This window comes from Mycobacterium ulcerans subsp. shinshuense (assembly GCF_002355775.1).
Lineage (GTDB): Bacteria > Actinomycetota > Actinomycetes > Mycobacteriales > Mycobacteriaceae > Mycobacterium > Mycobacterium marinum.
Window position 1 is genome coordinate 2,664,840 of the sequence record NZ_AP017624.1, and the last position, 19,574, is coordinate 2,684,413.

At 63.6% G+C, this 19,574-nt stretch carries 20 protein-coding genes and 2 pseudogenes; 15 read left to right on the top strand and 7 right to left on the bottom strand.

From position 1 onward, the window contains the following. The first annotated feature begins 624 nt into the window (after positions 1–624). From SHTP_RS30020 to SHTP_RS11925, 13 genes and pseudogenes are all read left to right on the top strand, one after another. Positions 625–1,835: pseudogene (locus SHTP_RS30020) on the top strand (PPE family protein). Between the two features lie 459 nt (positions 1,836–2,294). Then, on the top strand, positions 2,295–3,509 hold the full coding sequence (locus SHTP_RS11865; RefSeq protein ID WP_096370693.1) for a PPE family protein: 1,215 nt from the start codon (positions 2,295–2,297) through the stop codon (positions 3,507–3,509). Positions 3,510–3,947: 438 nt separating this feature from the next. After that, entirely contained in the window at positions 3,948–4,253 is a 306-nt protein-coding gene (locus SHTP_RS11870) for a PE family protein (RefSeq protein ID WP_096370694.1), read from the top strand. 10 nt (positions 4,254–4,263) lie between these two features. Continuing rightward, on the top strand, positions 4,264–5,550 hold the full coding sequence (locus SHTP_RS11875; RefSeq protein ID WP_096370695.1) for a PPE family protein: 1,287 nt from the start codon (positions 4,264–4,266) through the stop codon (positions 5,548–5,550). Between the two features lie 36 nt (positions 5,551–5,586). Then, positions 5,587–5,880 (top strand): type VII secretion system protein EsxG, encoded by a 294-nt coding sequence (gene esxG / locus SHTP_RS11880; RefSeq protein WP_012394694.1) that lies wholly within the window; start codon positions 5,587–5,589, stop codon positions 5,878–5,880. 35 nt (positions 5,881–5,915) lie between these two features. Beyond that, positions 5,916–6,206, top strand: a complete 291-nt coding sequence (locus SHTP_RS11885; protein ID WP_011740245.1) for a WXG100 family type VII secretion target — start codon at positions 5,916–5,918, stop codon at positions 6,204–6,206. 405 nt (positions 6,207–6,611) lie between these two features. Continuing rightward, positions 6,612–7,136 (top strand): OsmC family protein, encoded by a 525-nt coding sequence (locus SHTP_RS11895; protein WP_096370696.1) that lies wholly within the window; start codon positions 6,612–6,614, stop codon positions 7,134–7,136. Between the two features lie 171 nt (positions 7,137–7,307). Then, positions 7,308–8,375, top strand: a pseudogene (locus SHTP_RS11900) (acyl-CoA dehydrogenase family protein). Positions 8,376–8,394: 19 nt separating this feature from the next. Then, positions 8,395–9,009 carry an RNA polymerase sigma factor gene (locus SHTP_RS11905; protein WP_020725466.1) on the top strand — a complete coding sequence of 205 codons (615 nt, stop codon included), beginning with the start codon at positions 8,395–8,397 and terminating at the stop codon, positions 9,007–9,009. After that, positions 9,006–9,272 carry an anti-sigma factor gene (locus tag SHTP_RS11910; protein WP_015355734.1) on the top strand — a complete coding sequence of 89 codons (267 nt, stop codon included), beginning with the start codon at positions 9,006–9,008 and terminating at the stop codon, positions 9,270–9,272. The genes SHTP_RS11905 and SHTP_RS11910 overlap by 4 nt, the downstream gene beginning before the upstream one ends. A 168-nt stretch (positions 9,273–9,440) precedes the next feature. Then, on the top strand, positions 9,441–10,325 hold the full coding sequence (locus SHTP_RS11915; RefSeq protein ID WP_096372439.1) for a universal stress protein: 885 nt from the start codon (positions 9,441–9,443) through the stop codon (positions 10,323–10,325). A gap of 89 nt (positions 10,326–10,414) precedes the next feature. After that, on the top strand, positions 10,415–10,759 hold the full coding sequence (fdxA, locus tag SHTP_RS11920) for a ferredoxin (protein ID WP_096370697.1): 345 nt from the start codon (positions 10,415–10,417) through the stop codon (positions 10,757–10,759). A gap of 16 nt (positions 10,760–10,775) precedes the next feature. Next, positions 10,776–11,663 carry a universal stress protein gene (locus SHTP_RS11925; RefSeq protein ID WP_096370698.1) on the top strand — a complete coding sequence of 296 codons (888 nt, stop codon included), beginning with the start codon at positions 10,776–10,778 and terminating at the stop codon, positions 11,661–11,663. Positions 11,664–11,697: 34 nt separating this feature from the next. Here SHTP_RS11925 and folE read toward each other — a convergent pair whose 3' ends face one another. After that, positions 11,698–12,426, bottom strand: a complete 729-nt coding sequence (gene folE / locus SHTP_RS11930; protein ID WP_096370699.1) for a GTP cyclohydrolase I — start codon at positions 12,424–12,426, stop codon at positions 11,698–11,700. 427 nt (positions 12,427–12,853) lie between these two features. Continuing rightward, the gene (locus tag SHTP_RS11935; protein ID WP_011740236.1) at positions 12,854–13,303 is read right to left on the bottom strand and encodes an Hsp20/alpha crystallin family protein; all 450 of its coding nucleotides are present in this window, start codon (positions 13,301–13,303) and stop codon (positions 12,854–12,856) included. A 145-nt stretch (positions 13,304–13,448) separates the two neighbouring features. On the opposite strand from SHTP_RS11935, the gene SHTP_RS11940 reads away from it, so the two are divergent. Continuing rightward, the gene (locus SHTP_RS11940) at positions 13,449–13,847 is read left to right on the top strand and encodes a MerR family transcriptional regulator (protein ID WP_012394684.1); all 399 of its coding nucleotides are present in this window, start codon (positions 13,449–13,451) and stop codon (positions 13,845–13,847) included. A gap of 141 nt (positions 13,848–13,988) precedes the next feature. Here SHTP_RS11940 and mbp1 read toward each other — a convergent pair whose 3' ends face one another. The 5 genes from mbp1 to SHTP_RS11965 all read right to left on the bottom strand — a co-directional run bounded on the left by mbp1 (position 13,989) and on the right by SHTP_RS11965 (position 18,623). Continuing rightward, positions 13,989–14,222 carry a microaggregate-binding protein 1 gene (gene mbp1 / locus SHTP_RS11945; protein WP_096370700.1) on the bottom strand — a complete coding sequence of 78 codons (234 nt, stop codon included), beginning with the start codon at positions 14,220–14,222 and terminating at the stop codon, positions 13,989–13,991. A gap of 214 nt (positions 14,223–14,436) precedes the next feature. Beyond that, positions 14,437–14,910 (bottom strand): acetyltransferase, encoded by a 474-nt coding sequence (locus tag SHTP_RS11950; protein ID WP_012394682.1) that lies wholly within the window; start codon positions 14,908–14,910, stop codon positions 14,437–14,439. Between the two features lie 64 nt (positions 14,911–14,974). After that, positions 14,975–16,519 (bottom strand): bifunctional 3-(3-hydroxy-phenyl)propionate/3-hydroxycinnamic acid hydroxylase MhpA, encoded by a 1,545-nt coding sequence (gene mhpA / locus SHTP_RS11955; protein WP_096370701.1) that lies wholly within the window; start codon positions 16,517–16,519, stop codon positions 14,975–14,977. Next, positions 16,516–17,454: a fumarylacetoacetate hydrolase family protein gene (locus SHTP_RS11960; protein ID WP_096370702.1), complete on the bottom strand. Its 939-nt coding sequence runs from the start codon at positions 17,452–17,454 to the stop codon at positions 16,516–16,518. Before SHTP_RS11960 ends, mhpA begins: the two co-directional genes overlap by 4 nt. Beyond that, positions 17,451–18,623, bottom strand: a complete 1,173-nt coding sequence (locus SHTP_RS11965) for a VOC family protein (protein ID WP_096370703.1) — start codon at positions 18,621–18,623, stop codon at positions 17,451–17,453. The genes SHTP_RS11960 and SHTP_RS11965 overlap by 4 nt, the downstream gene beginning before the upstream one ends. A 67-nt stretch (positions 18,624–18,690) precedes the next feature. On the opposite strand from SHTP_RS11965, the gene SHTP_RS11970 reads away from it, so the two are divergent. After that, positions 18,691–19,377 (top strand): TetR/AcrR family transcriptional regulator, encoded by a 687-nt coding sequence (locus tag SHTP_RS11970; RefSeq protein WP_081435712.1) that lies wholly within the window; start codon positions 18,691–18,693, stop codon positions 19,375–19,377. The last annotated feature ends 197 nt before the right edge of the window (positions 19,378–19,574 follow it).

The following is a 19,574-nucleotide window of genomic DNA, read 5'->3' on the forward strand; positions in this document are numbered from 1 at the left end:
CGCCGAGGACGGACCGGGTGCGTGCCGCGGAGCTGGTGGCACGAGCTGGCCATCCTCTGGCAGCTCGCGCATTGATGGCACGCCGCGGGAAAAATGATCGCCGTGATTTCATTTCGCGCTCCGGTGCGAGGGCAGGCTGCGCATTCGTGCTCGAGCCGTTGGGTCTGGCCCAGCATCCGGCCGGTGACGGTCCGTCACGCACGATGGCAAAACCGCAGCGCGACGCCGGCGATCTCGCACGCTGGCTCCCGCTAGATCCGCCCGCAGCGGATTCCACCGGCATTGTGTTCTGCGCCACAGTATTTAGGGAAGCGATTAGCAAACCTAAGCAGCTATCGACGGCGAGATCGGGCTGGGGGGTGCGTTGCTGCTCGTGGGCGCAGGCATGCGCAGCCGCCAACATCCAACACACCCCTGCGCTGTCGGGCGTGGTGATGCTCGTGTCTATGGTGTAGATCACTGCGGAGTGGCGTCACGTATGGCTGCGCGCCATGCGCCAGATGCCTGTGGCCGCATATTTGTCCGCCGTGCCGGAAGGAGTGAGTGCATGACCGGCTTGCTTTTAGTCGAGTCTTTCCACGTGAGGCGGGTGCGTGATGTGGCGCCCGGCGCGGGTGTGCGCGCATGACGGCGGCTATTTGGATGGCTGCACCACCTGAGGTGCATGCGGCTTCGTTGAGTACGGGGCCGGGACCGGGGCCGTTGCAGAACGCTGCGGCCGCGTGGGCGTCGTTGAGTGCTGAGTACGCGTCGGTGGCCGAGGAGCTCGCTGGTGTTCTTGGCGGGGTGCAGGCTCAGGCGTGGCAGGGGCCGAGCGCGGCCAGCTATGTGGCGGCTCATCTGCCTTATGCGGCGTGGCTGACCAAGACCAGTGCCGACTATGCGGTGATGGCTGCTGAGCATGAGGCGGCGGCTGCGGAATATGTTGCGGCGCTGGCGGCGATGCCTACCTTGGCGGAGCTGGCCATCAACCATGCCGCTCACGCGGTGTTGCTTGGGACGAATTTCTTTGGGATCAACACCATTCCGATTGCGCTTAATGAGGCCGACTATGCGCGGATGTGGGTCCAGGCGGCCACGGTGATGAGTGTTTATGAGGCGGGCTCGACTGCGGCGCTGGCTGCCGCGCCGCGCGGCGTGCCGGCCCCGGTGGTGCTCAAAGCCGGTGCGGCGGAGGGTGTTTCTGCGGCCGCTCTGCCCGCCGCGGCGACGGAATTGCCGATCATCATTGTGATTTTGATCCAGATCATTCTGGTATTGCTCGAGATCCTGTATGCGATCGTCGCCTACACGATCATCTTGAGCATCATCTTGCCGATTATCGTCGTCGTAGAGGCGTTTGTCCTGTCGGTCGTGGCGGTTATCTTGGGCACTCCGATTCTGTTGGTCTCGTCGCCATTCCTGTTGACTGGCTCTCCTTGATCGGGTTGACGGCTGGGGTGCCGGTGTCGTTGGCGACGGCACTGCCGATTGGCATTCCCGCGTACCTGGCCGACCAGTCGTGCAGGGACGAGTTGAACGACACCGACCAGGAGCACGTGGTGTTCGTGGGCGCGCGCGCGGGGATGGCGCCATTGCTGACTGCGTCAACCGCACCGGCGCCGGCAGCGGGACTGGCCTCGGCTGGATCGACGGTGCCGGCGAGCAACTCGGTCTCAACGGTGGCTTCTGAGCGGGGTGCCGACATGTCGAGCTTTGCCGGCACCTCCACCAAAGGGTCCGTTAGGCAGCCAGCGGGCCTGACCGCGTTGGGCGGCAGCGAGTTTGAGGGCGGATCGCGGGAGCCGATGCTGCCGGCGACGTGGGGGTCGGCGTTGGTGGGCGTGGCCAACTGACACGTTGTGTCGGGTGATGTGTCTCCCTGATTCTGGGGACGGTCAACGCACCCGCGAGGGCAATACCGCGGCGTCAACAACGTGTCTGGGCAATATCTAGCATCCCGCTGTCGGCTGCTCGGGGGGCGTCCGCTGCCAGCCTGCCCGATACCATTCACGACGGCCCGTGCGCTGGCCGTACTGGGCCGCCGATTATTGCCGAACGTCACCTAGTCGCACTTGGTCGTCCAGGCCGCGCTGATCCGGCTCACAATTTGTGGCGCGCGCCACAAGTGCCCAAAACCGTTGGCGAACATCTCATTTGTCCTCGGCTCACAATGCGCCTCACTGACATTTCGGGCATATGACGTTCATGTCGATCGTGTAAATCGCTGCCCAATGGCGTCACGTGTGGCTGCGCGCCAAGCACTAAAGGCGTGTGACCGCATATTTGTTCGCTGTGCCTGAAGGAGTGAGTGCATGACGGCGGCTTTTTGGATGGCTGTACCGCCTGAGGTGCATTCGGCTTTGTTGAGTGCGGGTCCGGGGCCGGGGCCGTTGCAGGAGGCTGCAACGGCGTGGGCGTCGTTGAGTGTTGAGTATGCGTCGGTGGCCGAGGACCTTGCTGGTGTTCTTGGCGGGGTGCAGGCTCAGGCGTGGCAAGGGCCGAGCGCGGCCAGCTATGTGGCGGCTCATCTGCCTTATGCGGCGTGGCTGACCAAGGCCAGTGCCGACTATGCGGTGATGGCTGCTGAGCAAGAGGTGGTTGCTGCGGAATATGTTGCGGCGCTGGCGGCGATGCCTACTTTGGCGGAGCTGGCCCGCAATCATGCCACTCATGCGGTGTTGCTTGGGACGAACTTCTTCGGGATCAACACCATTCCGATTGCGCTTAATGAGGCCGACTATGCGCGGATGTGGGTCCAGGCGGCCACGGTGATGAGTGTCTATCAGGCGGGCTCGAATGCGGCGCTGGCTGCCGCGCCGCGCGGCATGCCGGCCCCGGTGGTGCTCAAAGCGGGTGCGGCGGAGGGTGTTTCTGCGGCCGCTCTGCCCGCCGCGCCGGCCGACGGCCCGTCCATCCTGTGGATCCTGGTTCAGATCATTCTGATATTGCTCGAGATCCTGTATGCCATCGTCGCCTACACGATCATCTTGGCCTTTGTCCTGCCTTTTCTGATCCTTGTGGAGGCGTTTGTCTTCACGATTCTGGGGCTCATGTTCTCGATCTTCGTGGGGTTCCTGGGGCTGCTATTCGGGCCCCCGCTTCTTACGATCGCCGCGCCATTGCTCCTCAACGGCGCTGTGATCGGGTTGTCGACGGGGGTGCCGGTCTCATTGGCGACGGCATTGCCGATTGGCATTCGGGCGTACCTGGCGGACCAGTCGCGCAGGGGTGAGTTGGGCGATGCCGGCCAGGACCAGGTGGTGTTCGTGGGCGCGCGCGGGGGGATGGCGCCGTCGTTGGCGGAGTCAACCGCGCCGGCGCCGGCGGCGGGACTGGCCTCGGCTGGATCGGCGGTGCCGGCAAGCAACCCGGCTTCGGCGGTGGCTTCTGAGCGGGGTGCCGACATGTCGAATTTTGCCGGCACCTCCGCCAAAGGGTCCACTGTGCGCCCGGCGGGGTTGATGATGTTGGGCGGCAGCGAGTTTGAGGGCGGCTTGCGGGAGCCGATGCTGCCGGCGACCTGGTAACCAGGCGTAACGCGACTCTCACGTGGGCGTGGCCGGTGGGGTACGCAACACGCCGAAGTCCTGAAAAGTCAAAACAATGTCTTGGAATGTCAAGAGACGGTCGCCGTGTTGCGGCATCGTAGGTGGCGTGGGCATCCGCCGTCACGGCGCTGTCCTGACGATGACCGGTCGTGGTGTCGCTGTGGCGGCACCACGGGCACGGCTGAACTGGCTACGACGGGCTGATGCCTCGCTACGGGCCGAGGAATGCGAGGAGTGGATGGTGCAGGCGAGGCCGCCGGGCGGCGCATTGTTGCTCTCGGCGGAGTCACGACGGCGACATGTATGGAATGCACTGTGCTGTAGGTCTATTGAAGTTCAGTTTCTTGGGCTCGCATTCCGTGCGAGACGCGGTGGAAAGCAATCGAATTTCGTTGATGAGTCAGAAGGGGGAAGGTAGTGGTATTGCGGGTAGTTCCTGAAGGTCTGGTCGCGACCAGCGCGGCCGTGGAGGCGTTGACCGCTCGGCTGGCAGCTGCCAATGCTGCATTGGCGCCGCTGATTACTGCGGTGGTACCGTCGGCGGCTGATCCGGTGTCGCTGGAGGCGGCGGTCGGGTTCAGCGCGCACGGTGTCGAGCATGTCGCCGTCACTACGGAAGGCATTGAGGAACTAGGCCGTTCCGGTGTTGGTGTGGGTGAATCGGGTCTGAGCTATGCCAGTGGTGACGCCGCTGCAGCGTTGACCTATGGGTTGTTCATGTGAGCTACTCGAGATGACGTCGCCCATTTGGATGGCTGCTCCGCCTGAAGTGCATTCAGCGTTGCTGAGCAGCGGCCCCGGGCTCGGACCGCTGCAGGCGGCCGCGGCCGCCTGGGCGGGCCTCGGCGAGAAGTTCGCGCTGGCGGCGGTTGACATCAGCTTTGTGCTTGGTGAAGTCAGCTGGCAATGGGAAGGCGCAGGCGCGGAAAGCTATGTAGCCGAAAAGATTCGGTATAAGGCATGGCTGGCCGAGGCGGTCCTGGTGTGTGCCGAAGCTGCCGCAGCTCTTGAGGCCGCCGCAGCGGCATACAGCGGCGCGTTGGCCGAGATGCCAACGTTGACGGAGTTGGCCGAAAACCACACCGTGCACGAGGTGTTGGTCGCAATGAACTTCTTTGGCGTCAACGTGGCTCCCATCGCTCTAAACGAAGCCGACTATGTGCGGATGTGGATTCAGGCCGCTGGCGTGATGGGCGTGTATCAGGCCTGCTCGACCGCTGCGTTGGCGGCAGTGCCGCCAGCGGCTCCGGCACCGGTGCTGGTGAATCCCGGTATCGACGCGCCAGCCGTCGCGGTCAGCCACTTGGACATGCTTGCTGACAACGACGACTCGGGACACGCCGGATTCGGAAGCTTCATCGACACGGCATCCGTGCTCTCGGACGCCTCCTACTCAACCGCTTTCGGATCCATGTTCGATCAATCGAGCATCGGTGTGGATTGCGTTACCGTTGATGCCCATCACATCGGTGCTGCGTACTACGTCCACTATTGGCAGTACCAGTTTCTGCCGCAGTTCGGTGCTCTGCTCAACGAAAACCCCTCCCTAGCGGTCGGTCTTCTGTCCATGGTTCAGGCCGCCGCGGCCGGTGCTGTGGCGCCGGCCACCATCTCGCTGGCGGTGGGAGCCGAGGCTTCGTTGTCGGCCAGTTTGCCGCTGGCAATCACCCAGCATCTCGGAGACGTGCCGATTTCCGTTGGGGATCAAGGGTCTTACCGTGATGTGCTGCGCGGGCCGGATGAGGTGTCGGGGGTGGGCCAGGCTGCGCGGCCTTCATCGGTACACGACACTTCCGGCGTAGAGCCGATGCCGCTCGAGACCGGCAGCCAGCACGCGGGCACGTCGGGCTTTGCCGGAACTACTGTCAGCAAGGCGGTGGTGCAACCGGCCGGGCTGGCGCTCTTCGGCGGTGATGAATACGGGCGCGGTGCAGCCAGTCCGCTGTTGCCCAGGCTCTGGCAAACAAACTGTTTCGCCCCGGTGGGCGAGAACAGGATGGTGGAGCTGGCGTTGTCATAGGTAGTACGCGGAAACATATCGATAGAAAGGACATTTATGAGTCTGTTGGATGCCCACATCGGCCAGTTGGTGGCCTCGCAGTCGGCGTTTGCCGGCAAAGTCGGGCTGATGCGTCACACCATCGGTCAGGCGGAGCAATCGGCGCTGTCGGCGCAGGCCTTCCACATCGGCGAGTCCGCGACGGCCTTTCAGGCCGCGCATGCCCGCTTTGTGGAGGCCGCCGGAAAAGTCAACACCCTGCTGGACGTGGCGCAGGCAAACCTCGGGGATGCCGCGGGCACGTATGTGGCTACCGATGCCGCCGCCGCATCGAGCTATCCCGGCTTCTGAGTTTCCCAACACGTTGCCTCGAGGAAAGGATCCATATGTCACAGATCATGTACAACTACCCGGCGATGCTGGCTCATGCCGGCGACATGTCGGGCTATGCCGGCTCGCTGCACGGCCTGGGTGCTGATATCGCCGCCGAGCAGGCCGCGCTGTCCAATGCCTGGCAGGGCGATACCGGTGTGACCTACCAAGGTTGGCAGACCCAGTGGAATCAGGCCATGGAGGACTTGGTGCGCGCCTATCAGTCGATGGCAAGCACCCATGAATCCAATACCCTGGCCATGAGCGCTCGTGACCAAGCCGAAGCGGCTAAATGGGGCGCCTAGTGCGCTCGTCGGTAAAGTTCGCCGGCCTAGGCCGGCACGCACGTCGGAATATGCTCTAGCAGTTAGTGATTGCCGGACGGTCGGCAGCATCGATCACCAGCGCGGTGGTTTCGCGGCCAGCGCGCTGTGGATGGTGCTGTCGGCACCGGCTCAGCTTGGCCTTTGGGTTACTTGCGTTGTGAGACGCCCTCCCAAAACTGTTGGTGAACAGAGCTTCTCTCGCCTTGACGGCGCTGTCTCGGTGCAATGCCCGATATCGAACAGGACAACGTCTGGAATGTTTCAGGGATGTGATCGGCGGTTCGGATACGTAGATCACAGTGCATTTTCGTCACGTTTCGCTTCTCGCCAAGCACTAAACGGCTGCAACTCAGAAATATTCGCCTTGCGAGAAGGAGAATCCGAATGACCGACGTGCTTGCGATCGACGCCGAGGGGCTCGACCGGCTGTCCTGTGGCGCCAAGGCGGACCCCAGCGCGGGTAAGAAGACGCTCAAGGCCAAGACAGTGTGTGAAGCCGGCTTTCGCAACATGACCTACGTGCGGGACCTGGCGGCGGTGCTCGTCGGCGAACCGCCGTCGCTGCTCGGCGATGACTCGGCACCAAACCCCTCCGAGATCACGCTGGCCGCCTTGGGGTCATGTATCTCGGTGGGCCTGCTGGCCAACGCGACCCACCGTGGCGTCGCCTTGACCAAAATCGAGGTCGAGATGGAAGCCGACATCGACATCTCCGCCGTGTGGGGCGTAGGTGACACCCCGGCCGACAAGCTCCTTGGTTTCACCGCGGTACGGTGCAAAGTCAGCCTCGCCGGCGATGCCGACGAAGCGACGCTCAACGAGATCCACGACAACGCGATCGCGTGGTCGCCCGTGGTGAATACCTTCCGCCGGCCGGCAACTGTCTACTCGACACTGAAGATCGGCTAGGCGGTTCGCCATGAGCCATAACGCGAGCAGGTCGTGCCCGGCCGCGGAACTATTCCACCCCGGCTCCGTACGGGTCGAGCATCGTCGCGGGCCCCTCGGTGATCGGGTGATCTTTCGCGGCAGGTTTTTTCTCGGCTACCCCTGCAACAGCACTGAACAGGAGGTCCCGCTGTGACCGCAACCGTGGATGCCGCGACTGATTTGCTGCATTCGGAGCTGCTAGCTGAAATTCGCGCTCATGCCAGTGCGTTGGACCGCGGGGACGGAACCGCACGTCGGAGCTTTCCGGGCCTTGGCGCTGTCGGACTGCTCGGGCTGGGCGCACCGGGTAACTCCGACGGGTGCCTGCCCCAGATGGCGGAGGCGATCTCCGTCATCTCGGGGGAGTGTATGAGCACCGGATTTAGTGTCTGGGCCAGTCGCATGGCTGTCGAGTACCTGCTCACCGCCGCAACGGAATACAGCCTCGCCGTCGTCGGCCCCCTGCTAGCCGGCGCTGCACTGGGGATTAGCGGCATGGCAGCAGCATTCAAAGAGGCGGCCGGTTGTGGCGACCTGGAGCTGACCGCCAGACCGGTCACGGGCGGCTACCAGCTCAGTGGGTCGATCCGGTGGGCCAGCAACCTCTACCAGGACTCTGTGTTGATGACGGCGGCACGCACCGAGCGAGGCGAGTAGCTGATCGTGGCTCTGCCGTTGGCCACCCCAGGCGTTGCCGTCGGGGATCACTTCGAGCTGTTGGCGATGGGCAGCACGGCGTCGTCGCAGCTGGAACTTCAGGATGTGTACGTCGCGTCGGAACAAGTTCTGTCCACCGACTGCGGGGGATTCCTCGACGCGGTCCGCCCGACATTCTTGGTGCTGCAGTCGGCCATGTGCATCGGCCTGGCCAGAACCGCATTGGCGCAGAGCAGGATCGCTCTGGCCGGGGTGAACTCGGTCTATGCTCCCGATTTCGACCTCATCGCGGAACGGCTTGCCCTGGCCGAGTCCACGTTGTCCGGTGCGGCCGCGTCGGTCGGCACACAGCGGCCTGCGGGCCGGCGCGAGTTGCTCTCGCTGCGACTCAGTTCCGCGAAGATCGCCTGTGCTAGTGCTGACCTGGAGATACGAGTGGCCGGAGGCAAAGGCTATGCGAGTAGGACGCCGACGAACCGCCGCTACCGTGAGGCTGCCTTCCTTCCGGTGCAGTCGCCATCTGAGGCCCAGCTGCGCTGGGAACTGGATAGATGCCGTTGAGTGACCGTGTGGGTCAACGATGACCCCGACCGCGGTACCCCCCGAGCCCACATCCGAGCACATGGTCGGCGGCATCCCGCTGGCCAGCTTGGTTCGGGACTACCACAGGCAGATGGTGAATTTCGCTCGCACCATGGTGAGTTCGCCGACGATAGCCGAAGAAGCGGTACAGGAAGCGTGGGTGCAGGTCATCCAGTCTTCGGACTCCTTCGAGGGGCGATCGTCGGTGGCAACCTGGCTATTCGGCATCGTTAAGAACACCGCATCGCGGTACCGGCGCCGCGACTCACGGATCCGTGCGCACGAGGTGCTGGCCACCGAAGAAATCGATCCGCTCTCTGGGCGCATGCATCCCGCCGGCCATCCGGATGCCGGGCACTGGAGCGTGCCGCCGTCGAGGCGGTTCATCCCAGAAGATCAAACTGTGGCGGAGGAAACAGTCGGTTTCGTAAGGGCGGCGCTGGATGCGCTGCCACCACGCCAGCGACGACTGGTCATCCTGCGCGATCTGTTAGGGATATCTGCCGAGGAGGCAGCCCATACTCTTGAGCTGTCCGCCGAAGCGCAACGCGCTTTGCTTTACCGGGGGCGAGGAAACCTTCGCGCCGAACTGGAGAAGCGCTACCAACGATGACCGTCTACGACAACACAGTTCCTGCGATTGACTGCGTCGAGTTCGTCCACCTCGTTGATGACCTGGTTGATGCGGATCCGCAGCAGTGGGGAGCGATCGTGGAAAAACACCTGCAGGACTGTCCTCCGTGTCTGGTCTACCTGCAACAAATGCTCGATCTGAAGATCCTGCTCAACGTCGCCTTCGACGGGGAGAAGCTCAGCAACGAGCAGATCGCGGGGGTCATCAACGCGATCAACGCGTTTCGCGCCAGCGAGCAGTGAGGTGTTCGCGGGTCAGCCTGGGCGGCGATGTGGGGTCCATGGACTCTGCTGCTCAACGCGGTCTGTCGTATACGGTCAGGTCGGGACTCAAACCAGGGCGATCTGGTGCCGGGATCCCGGTTGGCCTATCGCTCGCCAGGTACCTGGGCCCGACGCGAGGAGTATGGAATGTCGAGTGGTGCAAAGAAATATGGAATCTTGGTCGCTGTTGACGGCTCCGCGCAGTCGGATGCCGCGGTAGCCTGGGCCGCCCGCGAGGCGGGTCTTCATCGCACACCCATCACCTTGATGCACGGGGTGGCCCCCGTGGTCGTCGGTTGGCCTGTTGGCCAGCTGTATGCGGAAATGCCTGATTGGCAGCGGGACGAAGCCAACAGCGTGATGGAGCGAGCCCGTAAGGTCCTCTCGGAGGCGCTGGGTGATTCGGAGTCGCCAGACGTGCGCACAGAGGTCGTCTATTCCAATGTGGTGGCCGCGCTTATCGAAGCCTCAACGCAGGCCTCGATGGTGGTAGTGGGCAGCCAGGGGATGGGCGCACTGGGCCGCATGCTGTTGGGCTCGGTCTGCTCGGCGCTGCTTCACCATGCCCATTGTCCGGTCGCGGTGGTTCACTCCGATAGCGGCGCGGCTCCGGACCCAGGCGCGGCCGTGGTCGTGGGTATCGATGGATCACCGGCCGCGGAAGCCGCCACCGCTATGGCGTTCGAAGAGGCGTCCCGCCGGGGCGTGGACCTGGTAGCCCTGCATGCATGGAGCGACGTTGGCGTGTTTCCCATCCTCGGTATGGATTGGCGCGAGCGTGAGAGTCAAGGAGAGGAGATCCTGGCTGAGCGCCTGGCGAGCTGGCAGGAGCAGTACCCCGATGTGCACGTCAAGCGTTCGTTGGTCTGCGACAAGCCCGCGCATTGGCTGCTCGAGGAAGCTCAGCACGCACAGTTGGTGATCGTCGGAAATCGGGGCCGCGGAGGGTTCCCCGGCATGCTCCTGGGTTCGGTCAGCTCGACAGTGGCCCACTCGGCGAAAGTTCCGGTGATCGTCGTCCGTCCCGCCTAGTGGCAGCCGCCCGGCAAAGGTCTTTGGTCCCTGCTCGTCAGGCCTTTCGATAGACGCGGGTATCGCCAGGCGTTTTGTAACTTGTGGCCATGACCTATGTGATCGGCCGAGAATGCGTGGACGTCGCCGAAAAGTCGTGTACTCAGGAATGCCCTGTTGATTGCATTTATGAGGGCGCTCGCACGATGTACATCAACCCCGATGAGTGCGTTGATTGTGGTGCCTGCAAGACGGCCTGCCGGGTGGGCGCGATCTACTGGGAAGAGGACCTTCCGGACGAGCAGCGACACCACCTCGCCGACAATGCGGCTTTTTTTCGCGAGATCCTGCCGGGCCGCGACGCACCGCTCGGCTCGCCGGGCGGTGCGGATACAGTGGGGCGCATCGGTGTCGACACACCTTTGATCGCTGCCATGCCGCCAAGCGGCTTGTAATCGGAGGAGCACGGACATGTCCACACTCGGAAAGCGTCTCGGCGTTGTCGTTGGAGTCGACGGTTCACCGGCATCGAATGCCGCCGTTTGCTGGGCAGCCCGGGACGCGGCGATGCGGAATCTGCCACTGACCGTGGTCCACGTGGTCAACACCGATGTGGCGACGTGGCCGCCGATGCCTTATCCCGATACCTGGGCCGTGTGGCAGGAAGACGAGGGGCGCAAGGTCATTGCCGGTGCGGTCAAGATCGCCGAGGAGTCGGTGGCGGGGGACCGCGAGCTCACCATCAAAAGTGAGATCGTCTTCTCCTTGCCGGTACCGACCATGGTCGAGATGTCCGCCGAGGCAGAACTGATGGTCGTGGGCAGCTCTGGGCACGGAGCGCTGGCCCGGGTGCTACTGGGTTCGGTCAGCTCGAGCCTGGTGCGACGTGCCAGCTGTCCAGTGGCGGTCCTTCGCGACGAAGATCCGATGATCCCGGATCCGCTGCATGCGCCGGTCCTGGTGGGGATCGACGGCTCCCCGGCTTCCGAGCTGGCTACCGCGGTCGCGTTCGATGAGGCATCACGCCGCGGCGTCGAGCTGATCGCGGTGCACGCGTGGAGTGACCAGGATGTGGTCGAACTACCGGGCCTGAACTGGTCGACGATGGAAGCCGAAGCCCGGCTGAGCCTCGCTGAGCGGCTGGCAGGCTGGGAGGAACGCTATCCCGATGTGACCGTCCGGCGGGTGGTCGTATGCGACAAACCCGCTCATCAGCTGGTCGAAATGTCGCAAACCGTTCAACTGGTGGTTGTCGGCAGTCACGGCCGTGGCGGCATCACCGGTGTGCTGCTCGGCTCGGTGAGCAACGCGGTCGTGCATGCCGTGCGGATGCCGGTGATAGTGGCGCGGTCATCGTGATTCGGTTTCGCTACATCCGATGACGGCGCCGATTTCAGCGGGCTCCGCCGTGCAGGCGATGAATCAACGCCATTTCATGATCTGACCAAATACCTTTTCGCGCTTCGGTAGTCGCCTCGGCGGCCGGATCGCGTACCCCGCGCAGTCGCATGCAATCGTGTCTGGCGGTGATGATGCACATGGCTCCGGAGGGGTTGAGCCTGCGCATTATTCCGTCCACCGCTTGCTGTCCGATGCGCTCTTGTACCTGCAGCCGTGCGGCGTAACCGTCCACCAGCCGGGCCAGTTTGGACAAGCCGACGATGCGCTGGCCCGGATGCGGGCGGTAGGCGATCGTGGCGGTGCCGGTGAACGGCAAGAGATGGTGTGCGCAGGTGGAGGAGAACGAAATGCCGTGCATGACGATCAGTCCCGGGTCATCGGGCGCGGGAAAGTCGGTAGCGAGCTGGTCCTCCGGTACCTCGTGATATCCCCACAACATCTCTCGCCACGCTCGTGCGACGCGCGCGGGCGTCCCGGCGGTGTGCTCTCCGTCGTCCACGCCCAGTGCGTCGAGTAACTGCTGGACGGCGCATTCGACGGCCAGGTCTGGGTTGTTGTCGTACCACGCCGGTGAATTCATCGGGCGCCGGCCCGAATGCGGGTAGCCCGAATTCGGGTGGTAGGACGCCGCCCCGTACGCGACGCTGTCATTTGTCATTTGCCAGGCGCTGGGCCGCAACGGCGGCATCTGGTAGCGCCCCGGGTGGGGTGCCGATGGCATGGCGCTTATCCCACCGCCCGACTCATCTGGCAGGCGGCGATGGTCACGATGTTCACGTTGGAACCCTCTTGCTTGCGGGGGTGTCAGCCAAGAGCGCGCGACTTGGTCACTGCTCCACTGTCATGGTGCCGCCGCGGCGCGCCGTTGTCTGTCGGCTGATCAGTCATGAATGGGGGTGAAAGAGATGTCCCCCGATTGAGGGAAGCGGGCCAGGTACTCTCGGATACCTTCCAGATGCTTGCCGCCAAGCGATACGCCGACAGTCCCGTGTCATCAGCTAAATCCCAAAGCGTGCAAGTAATTTGGCGACTAAGCGCTGCTGTTGTGTGGCGTCCAACTGCGGATGTGTCTGGGCGAAGCGCGGCTGTTGTCAACTCCGGCAAGGTTTAGCGTCCGGCGGGACGGCCGCGCTTCGCCCAGTAGTGGATCAGGCTTCTATCACCTCAGGATGCGCAACGTTTTCGCTGATGGTTTTGTCGCCAGCGCCTCTGGTGATCGAAATCTTGCGCGGCTTGGCCTTTTCGGCCACCGGGATCTGCAGCTTCAGCACACCTTCCGTGTAGGAGGCCGCGATCCTGGCGGTGTCGAGGTTCTCGCCAAGCACTAGCTGGCGGCTGAATACTCCACGGGGTCGTTCGCTGGCCAGCATCTCTCGATTCGGGTCCACGGCCGGCCGTTCGGCGCGAACGGTCACCACATTGCGTTCGATGTCGATGTCCAGGGAGTCGGCGTCTATGCCCGGCAGATCGAACTCGACGACGAATTTGTCACCCTCTCGCCACGCGTCCATCGGCATTACCGCTGGTCGGGCCGACGTGCCAAGCACTTGCTGGGCGAAGCGGTCCAGGTCACGGAACGGGTCGGTACGCATCAACATTGCGGCCACCTCTCACTCCAATTCTGTAATTGTTAGTCCAATGTTTCTATGTCAGACGACATAGATTTATGTTTAACACTATCGGTAGCACAGCGCAAGTGTGATAGACAGGTTTTCTGCGCGAGGGGTAGTCGAGGAGGTGGCCATGGCCGATCGTCCCGGCCACGCCGGAGGGCCGGCCCCCGATGTCGGCGTGTACGGCATTTCGGTGACGGCGGAGCTTTCGGGTATCGCGGTGCAGTCGCTTCGTCTGTATGAGCGCCATGGGCTGGTGACTCCCGCGCGTAGCGAAGGTGGTACCCGCCGTTACAGTGCCGATGATCTGGTCCGGCTGCAGCGCGTCAGCGTCCTCATCGAGGCCGGCATCAATCTGGCCGGAATCTCACGCATTCTCAACCTCGAAGACGACAATGCCGCTCTGGCTGCGGCGAATTGCGACCTGCTGGCCAGCAATCGCTCCCTGCGCGATGCCGCGAGGGCGGCCGTGAGATTGATGAACCATGGGCGGTCCGCCGAGAACGGTGAGGGCGGCGACACTTCTTGACAGGTCCGCGCAATGCGGTCGAAAACCGTTTAGCTGCAGTCCATTATCTAGACTCGCGCGCTGAGGGGCCGGTACCGTGACCCGTTTGCAAGCCGATGGGCCCAGTCCGCCATTCGGACTGAGCCCATCGGAGGGTGCTGACTACTGATTGGCCTTCTGGCGCTCTTCGGCGACGTCGGCGCCGCGGCGAGCAGCTTCTGCCTCGGCTTCCTTCTTGGCCGCGTCACGCTGAGCGTCGGCCTTGTCCTGCTGGGCCTGACCCTCGCGCTTGACGTCATCGCAACCGGTCACGGCTCCAAAGACTTCCTTTGCCTTGCCCTTGGCGCCTTCAACGACGCCCTCGACAGCTTCTTGGGGGCCACTCTTGTCCGCCATGGATTCCTCCTTGATGCTTGTTGTCAAACGGCTACCGCGCAGTTCGATCGGTGCGCTCAGCCAGCAGAGTCCGGAGCACTAGCGCGTCTTCTTCACGTCTGGATCCGGAATTCCCCTGCACGAAGAGTGGTTTCCAGAAGGCTTCAGGCTCAAACGTGTGCCCTGAGTCACCTCGAGCGGCCCAGGCAGTCACCCGCGGCTGGTTGGGCCGTGGTCAGCTGGGGCGCGGTGGAGCCGACCCGCGCCGCAGATGCAGGAGCGGAAACGGACGCCCGTCGCCATCGGTTTCCGAGCGCCCGAACGTCACGAAACCGTGGCGATGATAGAAGCCGACGGCTTGCGGATTCTGCTCGTTCACATCGACCAACAGGTCCGGAATTGCGGCCAACGCAGCGCGCAGCAAGGCAGAACCGGCGCCGCGTCCGCGAAACTGCTGATCAATAAACAGCATTTCCAACTTCCCGTCGGCGATTCCGGAGAACCCCACCGGTAAATTCTCGGCGACCGCGACCGTCAGCGCAACCAGTCCCAGGTACTCATTGGCCAGCTTCGTCTCGTAGAAGTCGATATCGTCGGCGGTCAAGAAGTGGTGAGTCGCCTCGACCGCGCCGCGCCAGATTTGCACCAGCGCAGGCCATTCAGCCTGCCCACGACACGGCCGCAGCAAAAACTCGTTGGGCGCATTCATCCGACCAGGCTAGGTCAGCCGCGGCTCGTGCCTAACAGCGCGGGTCCGGCGGTGGACATCGGCACTAACTGGCTTGCAGCGCCCGGTCGGCCCATGAGCACAGGGCGACCGTGTCACGTGCTGCCCGCATCACCGTCCGGTCCGGCCGCACCAGCACCGCCTTGACTCCGCCGCGGCGCAGCCAATCGGCAAGGCTACTCGCGGGCGGGGTGACCACCACCAACACATCGCGCCGGCGCAAGAGCAGTTCCTGGGCCTCGCCCAGTGACGTCGAGGTGATGACGGCAAACCGCGTCCCGATCACAGCGTCGAGTCGTTGGCCTTCGGGCAGTAGTGGATTAGGGCATAGCGAGCCGGCGAGCTGTCGTGATCGGCCGAACCGATGTGTCTTGTGCACCAACGCCGAAGCATGCAGTGCGGGCGTGGTCGAGTCGCTGATCTTGTCGCGCAGGCCGGGAACGAAACGGACTCGGGGTAGTAGGGCGCGGCGAACAACGTTGCCCAACCGGCCGCCGCCGGTCATGAACTGACCGATGGCCAGCGCCAGTCGGATCAGCTGGCGGGTGTGCGGTTTGCGTTCCTGCTGGTAGGTGTCAAGGGCATCTGCGGTCAGAGTGCCGCATCGGACGGCGGCAATCTTCCAACTGAGGTTCATCGCGTCGCGCAGTCCGGCTCCCATGCCCTGGCCGATGAACGGGGGAGTGAGGTGCGCTGCGTCCCCCAGGATGAAGATGTTGCCGCGGCGCCACTGGTCGGCGATTTGAGCGCGGAACGTGTATTCGGCGACGCCCAACAGGGTGAGGTCTCCCTCCGCGATGTCGGTAGTCCACGGTGCGATCAGCGGACGCAACGCGCTTATCGAGTTGAAATCCTCGGTACGTTCACCGGGGCGTAGCTGAAACTCCCACCGATAGCGAGATTGCCCGATGCGCATGTAGGTGGCGGCGCGAAACGGATCGCACACTTGGTACACGCCGTCCCACTGCGCCAGGTCGCACTCGGTGGCCACATCCACGACCAGCCAGCGTTGCTGGAAGTTCAGATCCGCCATCGTGGATCCGATGTGGCTGCAGACCATGCTGTTGGCGCCGTCGCAGCCCAGTACGTATTCGGCGTCGACATGGTGGACCCTGCCGTCGGATCGATCGGTAAACGTAACGCGCAGCAGTTCGTTGGTATCGCAGATCTCGATGACCTCCGCGCCGCCACGCAATTGCGCGTGTGCGTAGCGCTTGAGGTTTGCCCGCAGCAAGGTCTCCAACTCCGGCTGGTCGAACATGTTGGCTTGCGGGAAGCCATGGAGGCTGCGTGCGGGGTCGCGATGGAATTCGGTGAGCACGTTGAATCGGTTGTCGAGCAGCCGCAAACCCTGCGTCGGCCGAGAGATTGCCGCAAATTCGTCGGCGATGCCCAGACGAGCGATCACCCGGTAGATTTCGTCGTCGAGGTGTACGGCCCGGGGCTGTGGGTACACGTCGGTCCAACGTTCCAGAACCATGGATTCGACGCCGTATTGGGCCAGTAAGGTCGCGGCGGTGATGCCGGTTGGCCCGGCGCCGACGATGACGACAGGTACCTGCCGGATCGTCTGGAATGGCTTGTCACTCACGCGTATCGCACAGCGGTGTGTTGGGTTCCGAGGTCGATGAGACCATCGTCGGTGCGCACCGAGGCTTCGACGATGTCACCGTCTTGAAGGTATTTCGGGTTGCTGGCCTGACGCTTGAAGAACGCTTTCCATTTGAGGGCCGGCGGCAACAGGTTTCCGATGATCTCGACCGGCTTGGGCGGCGCGCTGAGTGCGGTGCCCACCGGCGTGCCGGTGAGCACCAAGTCGCCGGGCGCGAGTTCCTGAAACTGGTTGAGTGATTGCAGGGCCTGCAGGGGCCGGTACAGCATGTCGCCCTCGACAAGGCTGTTCTGTCGCTCGTCACCATTCACGCTCAGTCGCAGTCGCAGCTCGCCGAAGCGCCGGAGTTCGTCGGCGTCGAGCAACACAAGCTGCGGTCCGATTGGTGTGAAGGTCGGGTAGGACTTGGCTTCATAGAATTGTGTCTGCGGAAGCTGAATGTCGCGTGCCGACACATCGTTGGCGACGACCAAGCCGGCGATGAAGTCGGCCAGATTCGCATCGGAGAGATTGGTTCCCAAGGGAATTGCCTGACCGATCACCAGCCCTATCTCCACCTCATAGTCGAGGAGTTGGACGTGTGCGGGCTTGACGATGTCGTCAAACGGGCCGGTGATCGATGCCGACGCTTTGCGGAAGAAGGTCAACGGAACCGCGGTCGGGTCCATCCCCGCATCCTTGACGTGCGATTCGAAATTGGTCATCTGAGCCACGACCCGGCAGGGTCGGGTCACCGGTGAGATCAGCTGGAGGCCGTCGATGGGTGTACGGTCGCCGCTGTTTGCAGCCAGGTCGATCGCGGCCCGGTCGGTAAGCAACTCGGCGGTGGTAACCGCGGCGGTGGCCACCTGCGCGGCTCCACTCGCGGTCTTTACCCACCAGCCGTCGGCGGTGTGCAGTACGGATATGGTCATAGGGAGGGAACTTTCAGTAGGCCGATGAGGCGGTTGAAGTCGAACTCATTGGTTGCCCGCAATGCGGTGATCATCGAAACTAGCTCGTGGCGAGCGGATTTCGGGCCGGTTCCGAGAAAGTCTTTGGTCGCCGGCGGCCCCCACTGGGCCAAGCCTGAAGCGGTCAACGGGGCCCAGCCGGGTTCGAGGCTGTTGTCGAACATGTCGCCATCGGTGAGGTGTTCGACAAGGAAGCCGTCGGGATCGCGCCAGTAGTCGAAGATCTGACTGCCTTGAATATGTCTGCCGATGCCCCACGAGCGAAAGTAGCCGCGTCCCTTGAGGTATTCGCCACCGGCGGCGAGGGCGTCGAGGTCACTTACCTGATAGGCCGAGTGCAGGTAGCGGTTGGCCGGACCCAGTGCCATCGCCAAGGTGTGGTGATCTGCCGGTGTCGAGCCGCGATCGCAGCGGATGAAGCTCATGGTGGGGCCGCGGTCGCGCTGACCGGGGAAGAACTGGAAGTCGCTGACGATCATCCCCAAGTGGTCCAGGTACCAGTTCAGCGCTTCGGCGTACCTGGTGGACTGCACCACCACATGGCCTAGCCGCTGTATCCGGGCGGGTACCCGCGGGGGGCGCTGGGGAAGGTTGGCGCGTGACAGATCATGTCCGAAATTCAGAACGCTTGGTTGCTGCGTTGGAAGCGTGGGCAGTTCATCCATGCCCGCAACCACGCGTACCGCCATTCCACTGGGGTCGACCAGATCGACCGTAAGCCCGCCGATGGTCTCCGGCAGCGGTCGTGCGGTTGCCCCGCATTTATCGGCAAGACGCAGGACGTCGACCTCATCGCAGGCCCGGTAGGCCACGCCGGCGAATCGGGTCCGTGGCGCACGGCGCACGATCACACAGGCCGCGCCCGCATCGGTGCCACGCAACCGAAGCTCGTCGGGGCTGCGCCATGCGGTCTGTAGGCCGAAGGCGCGCGCGAACGCCTCGGTACGAACCAGATCCGGCTTCTCGAACTCGAGCCACGCCAGGTCGACAACTTTGATGATCGGATTACCGGACCTGCCGGGGTGTTCGTCAGGCCGGGCGCCCTGTTCGCTGTGCATGTCCTGATGTACGCCCTTCTTCAGGTCACCGCCGATGTCGACCATCGCGTCCACCGCCACTTCCTTGGTCACTAACTGACGAAATCGTCACATACGAGGCGCCACTCGGTCAACATTTCTGACGAAATCATCACAAGTGATGCATACTGCTTTGGTGACGACATCGGATCGGGGCGCGCCCGCCCAGGCGAACCGCTCGGAGCGGCGTAAGCGGCGCACCCGCACGGCCCTTCTCAGGGCTGCGCAACGATTGATCGCCGAAGGCAAACTCAATGTGCCGGTGCTGGAAATCACCCAAGCTGCCGACGTCGGCATGGGCTCGTTCTACAACCACTTCGATAGCAAGGAGCAGTTGTTCGAGGCCGCTGTCGCCGATGTGCTGGACGCACACGGGGCGCTGCTGGACCGGTGTACCGCGTCGATCGAAGACCCCGCCGAAACGTTTGCTGCCAGTTTTCGGCTGACTGGCAGACTCTTCCGGCGCCGCCCGCAAGAGAGCGAGATCCTGTTGGCCAATGGCGCGGCCCTGCTGTCCTCGGACCGGGGACTGGCTCCTCGGGCCCTGCGTGACATCAAGGCCGCTTCCGATGCGGGTCGGTTTCGGGTAGAGGACCCGGAACTAGCGCTGGCCATGGCCGGCGGGGCGCTGCTGGGCCTGGGCACCTTGTTGCGGGCCGACCCGCAACGGGACGGCTGTGCGGCCGCCGACGCGGTGACCGAAGACCTATTGCGCTTATTCGGACTCGATGCCGAGCAGGCTCGCGCCATCTGTCGACGCCCACTGCCGGACCTGGACGGCTGGGATCAACCCGACTCGGCCGCGTGATGGCCGCCCTGGGGCGGCGTGTTTGCCGCTTTTCGCGCAGGTAGCCCTAGTGTTGGCCGACGGCGTGGGTCCGCGGACGATTTCGCGTATCCGTCGACCACAGGGCCGCACAACTCGGGCACTGCAGGTGCAACTCGGTCGCGCGATTGCTCAGTAGATATTGCCAATGGGTGCCGCAGTTGCGGCCGCTACGGCAG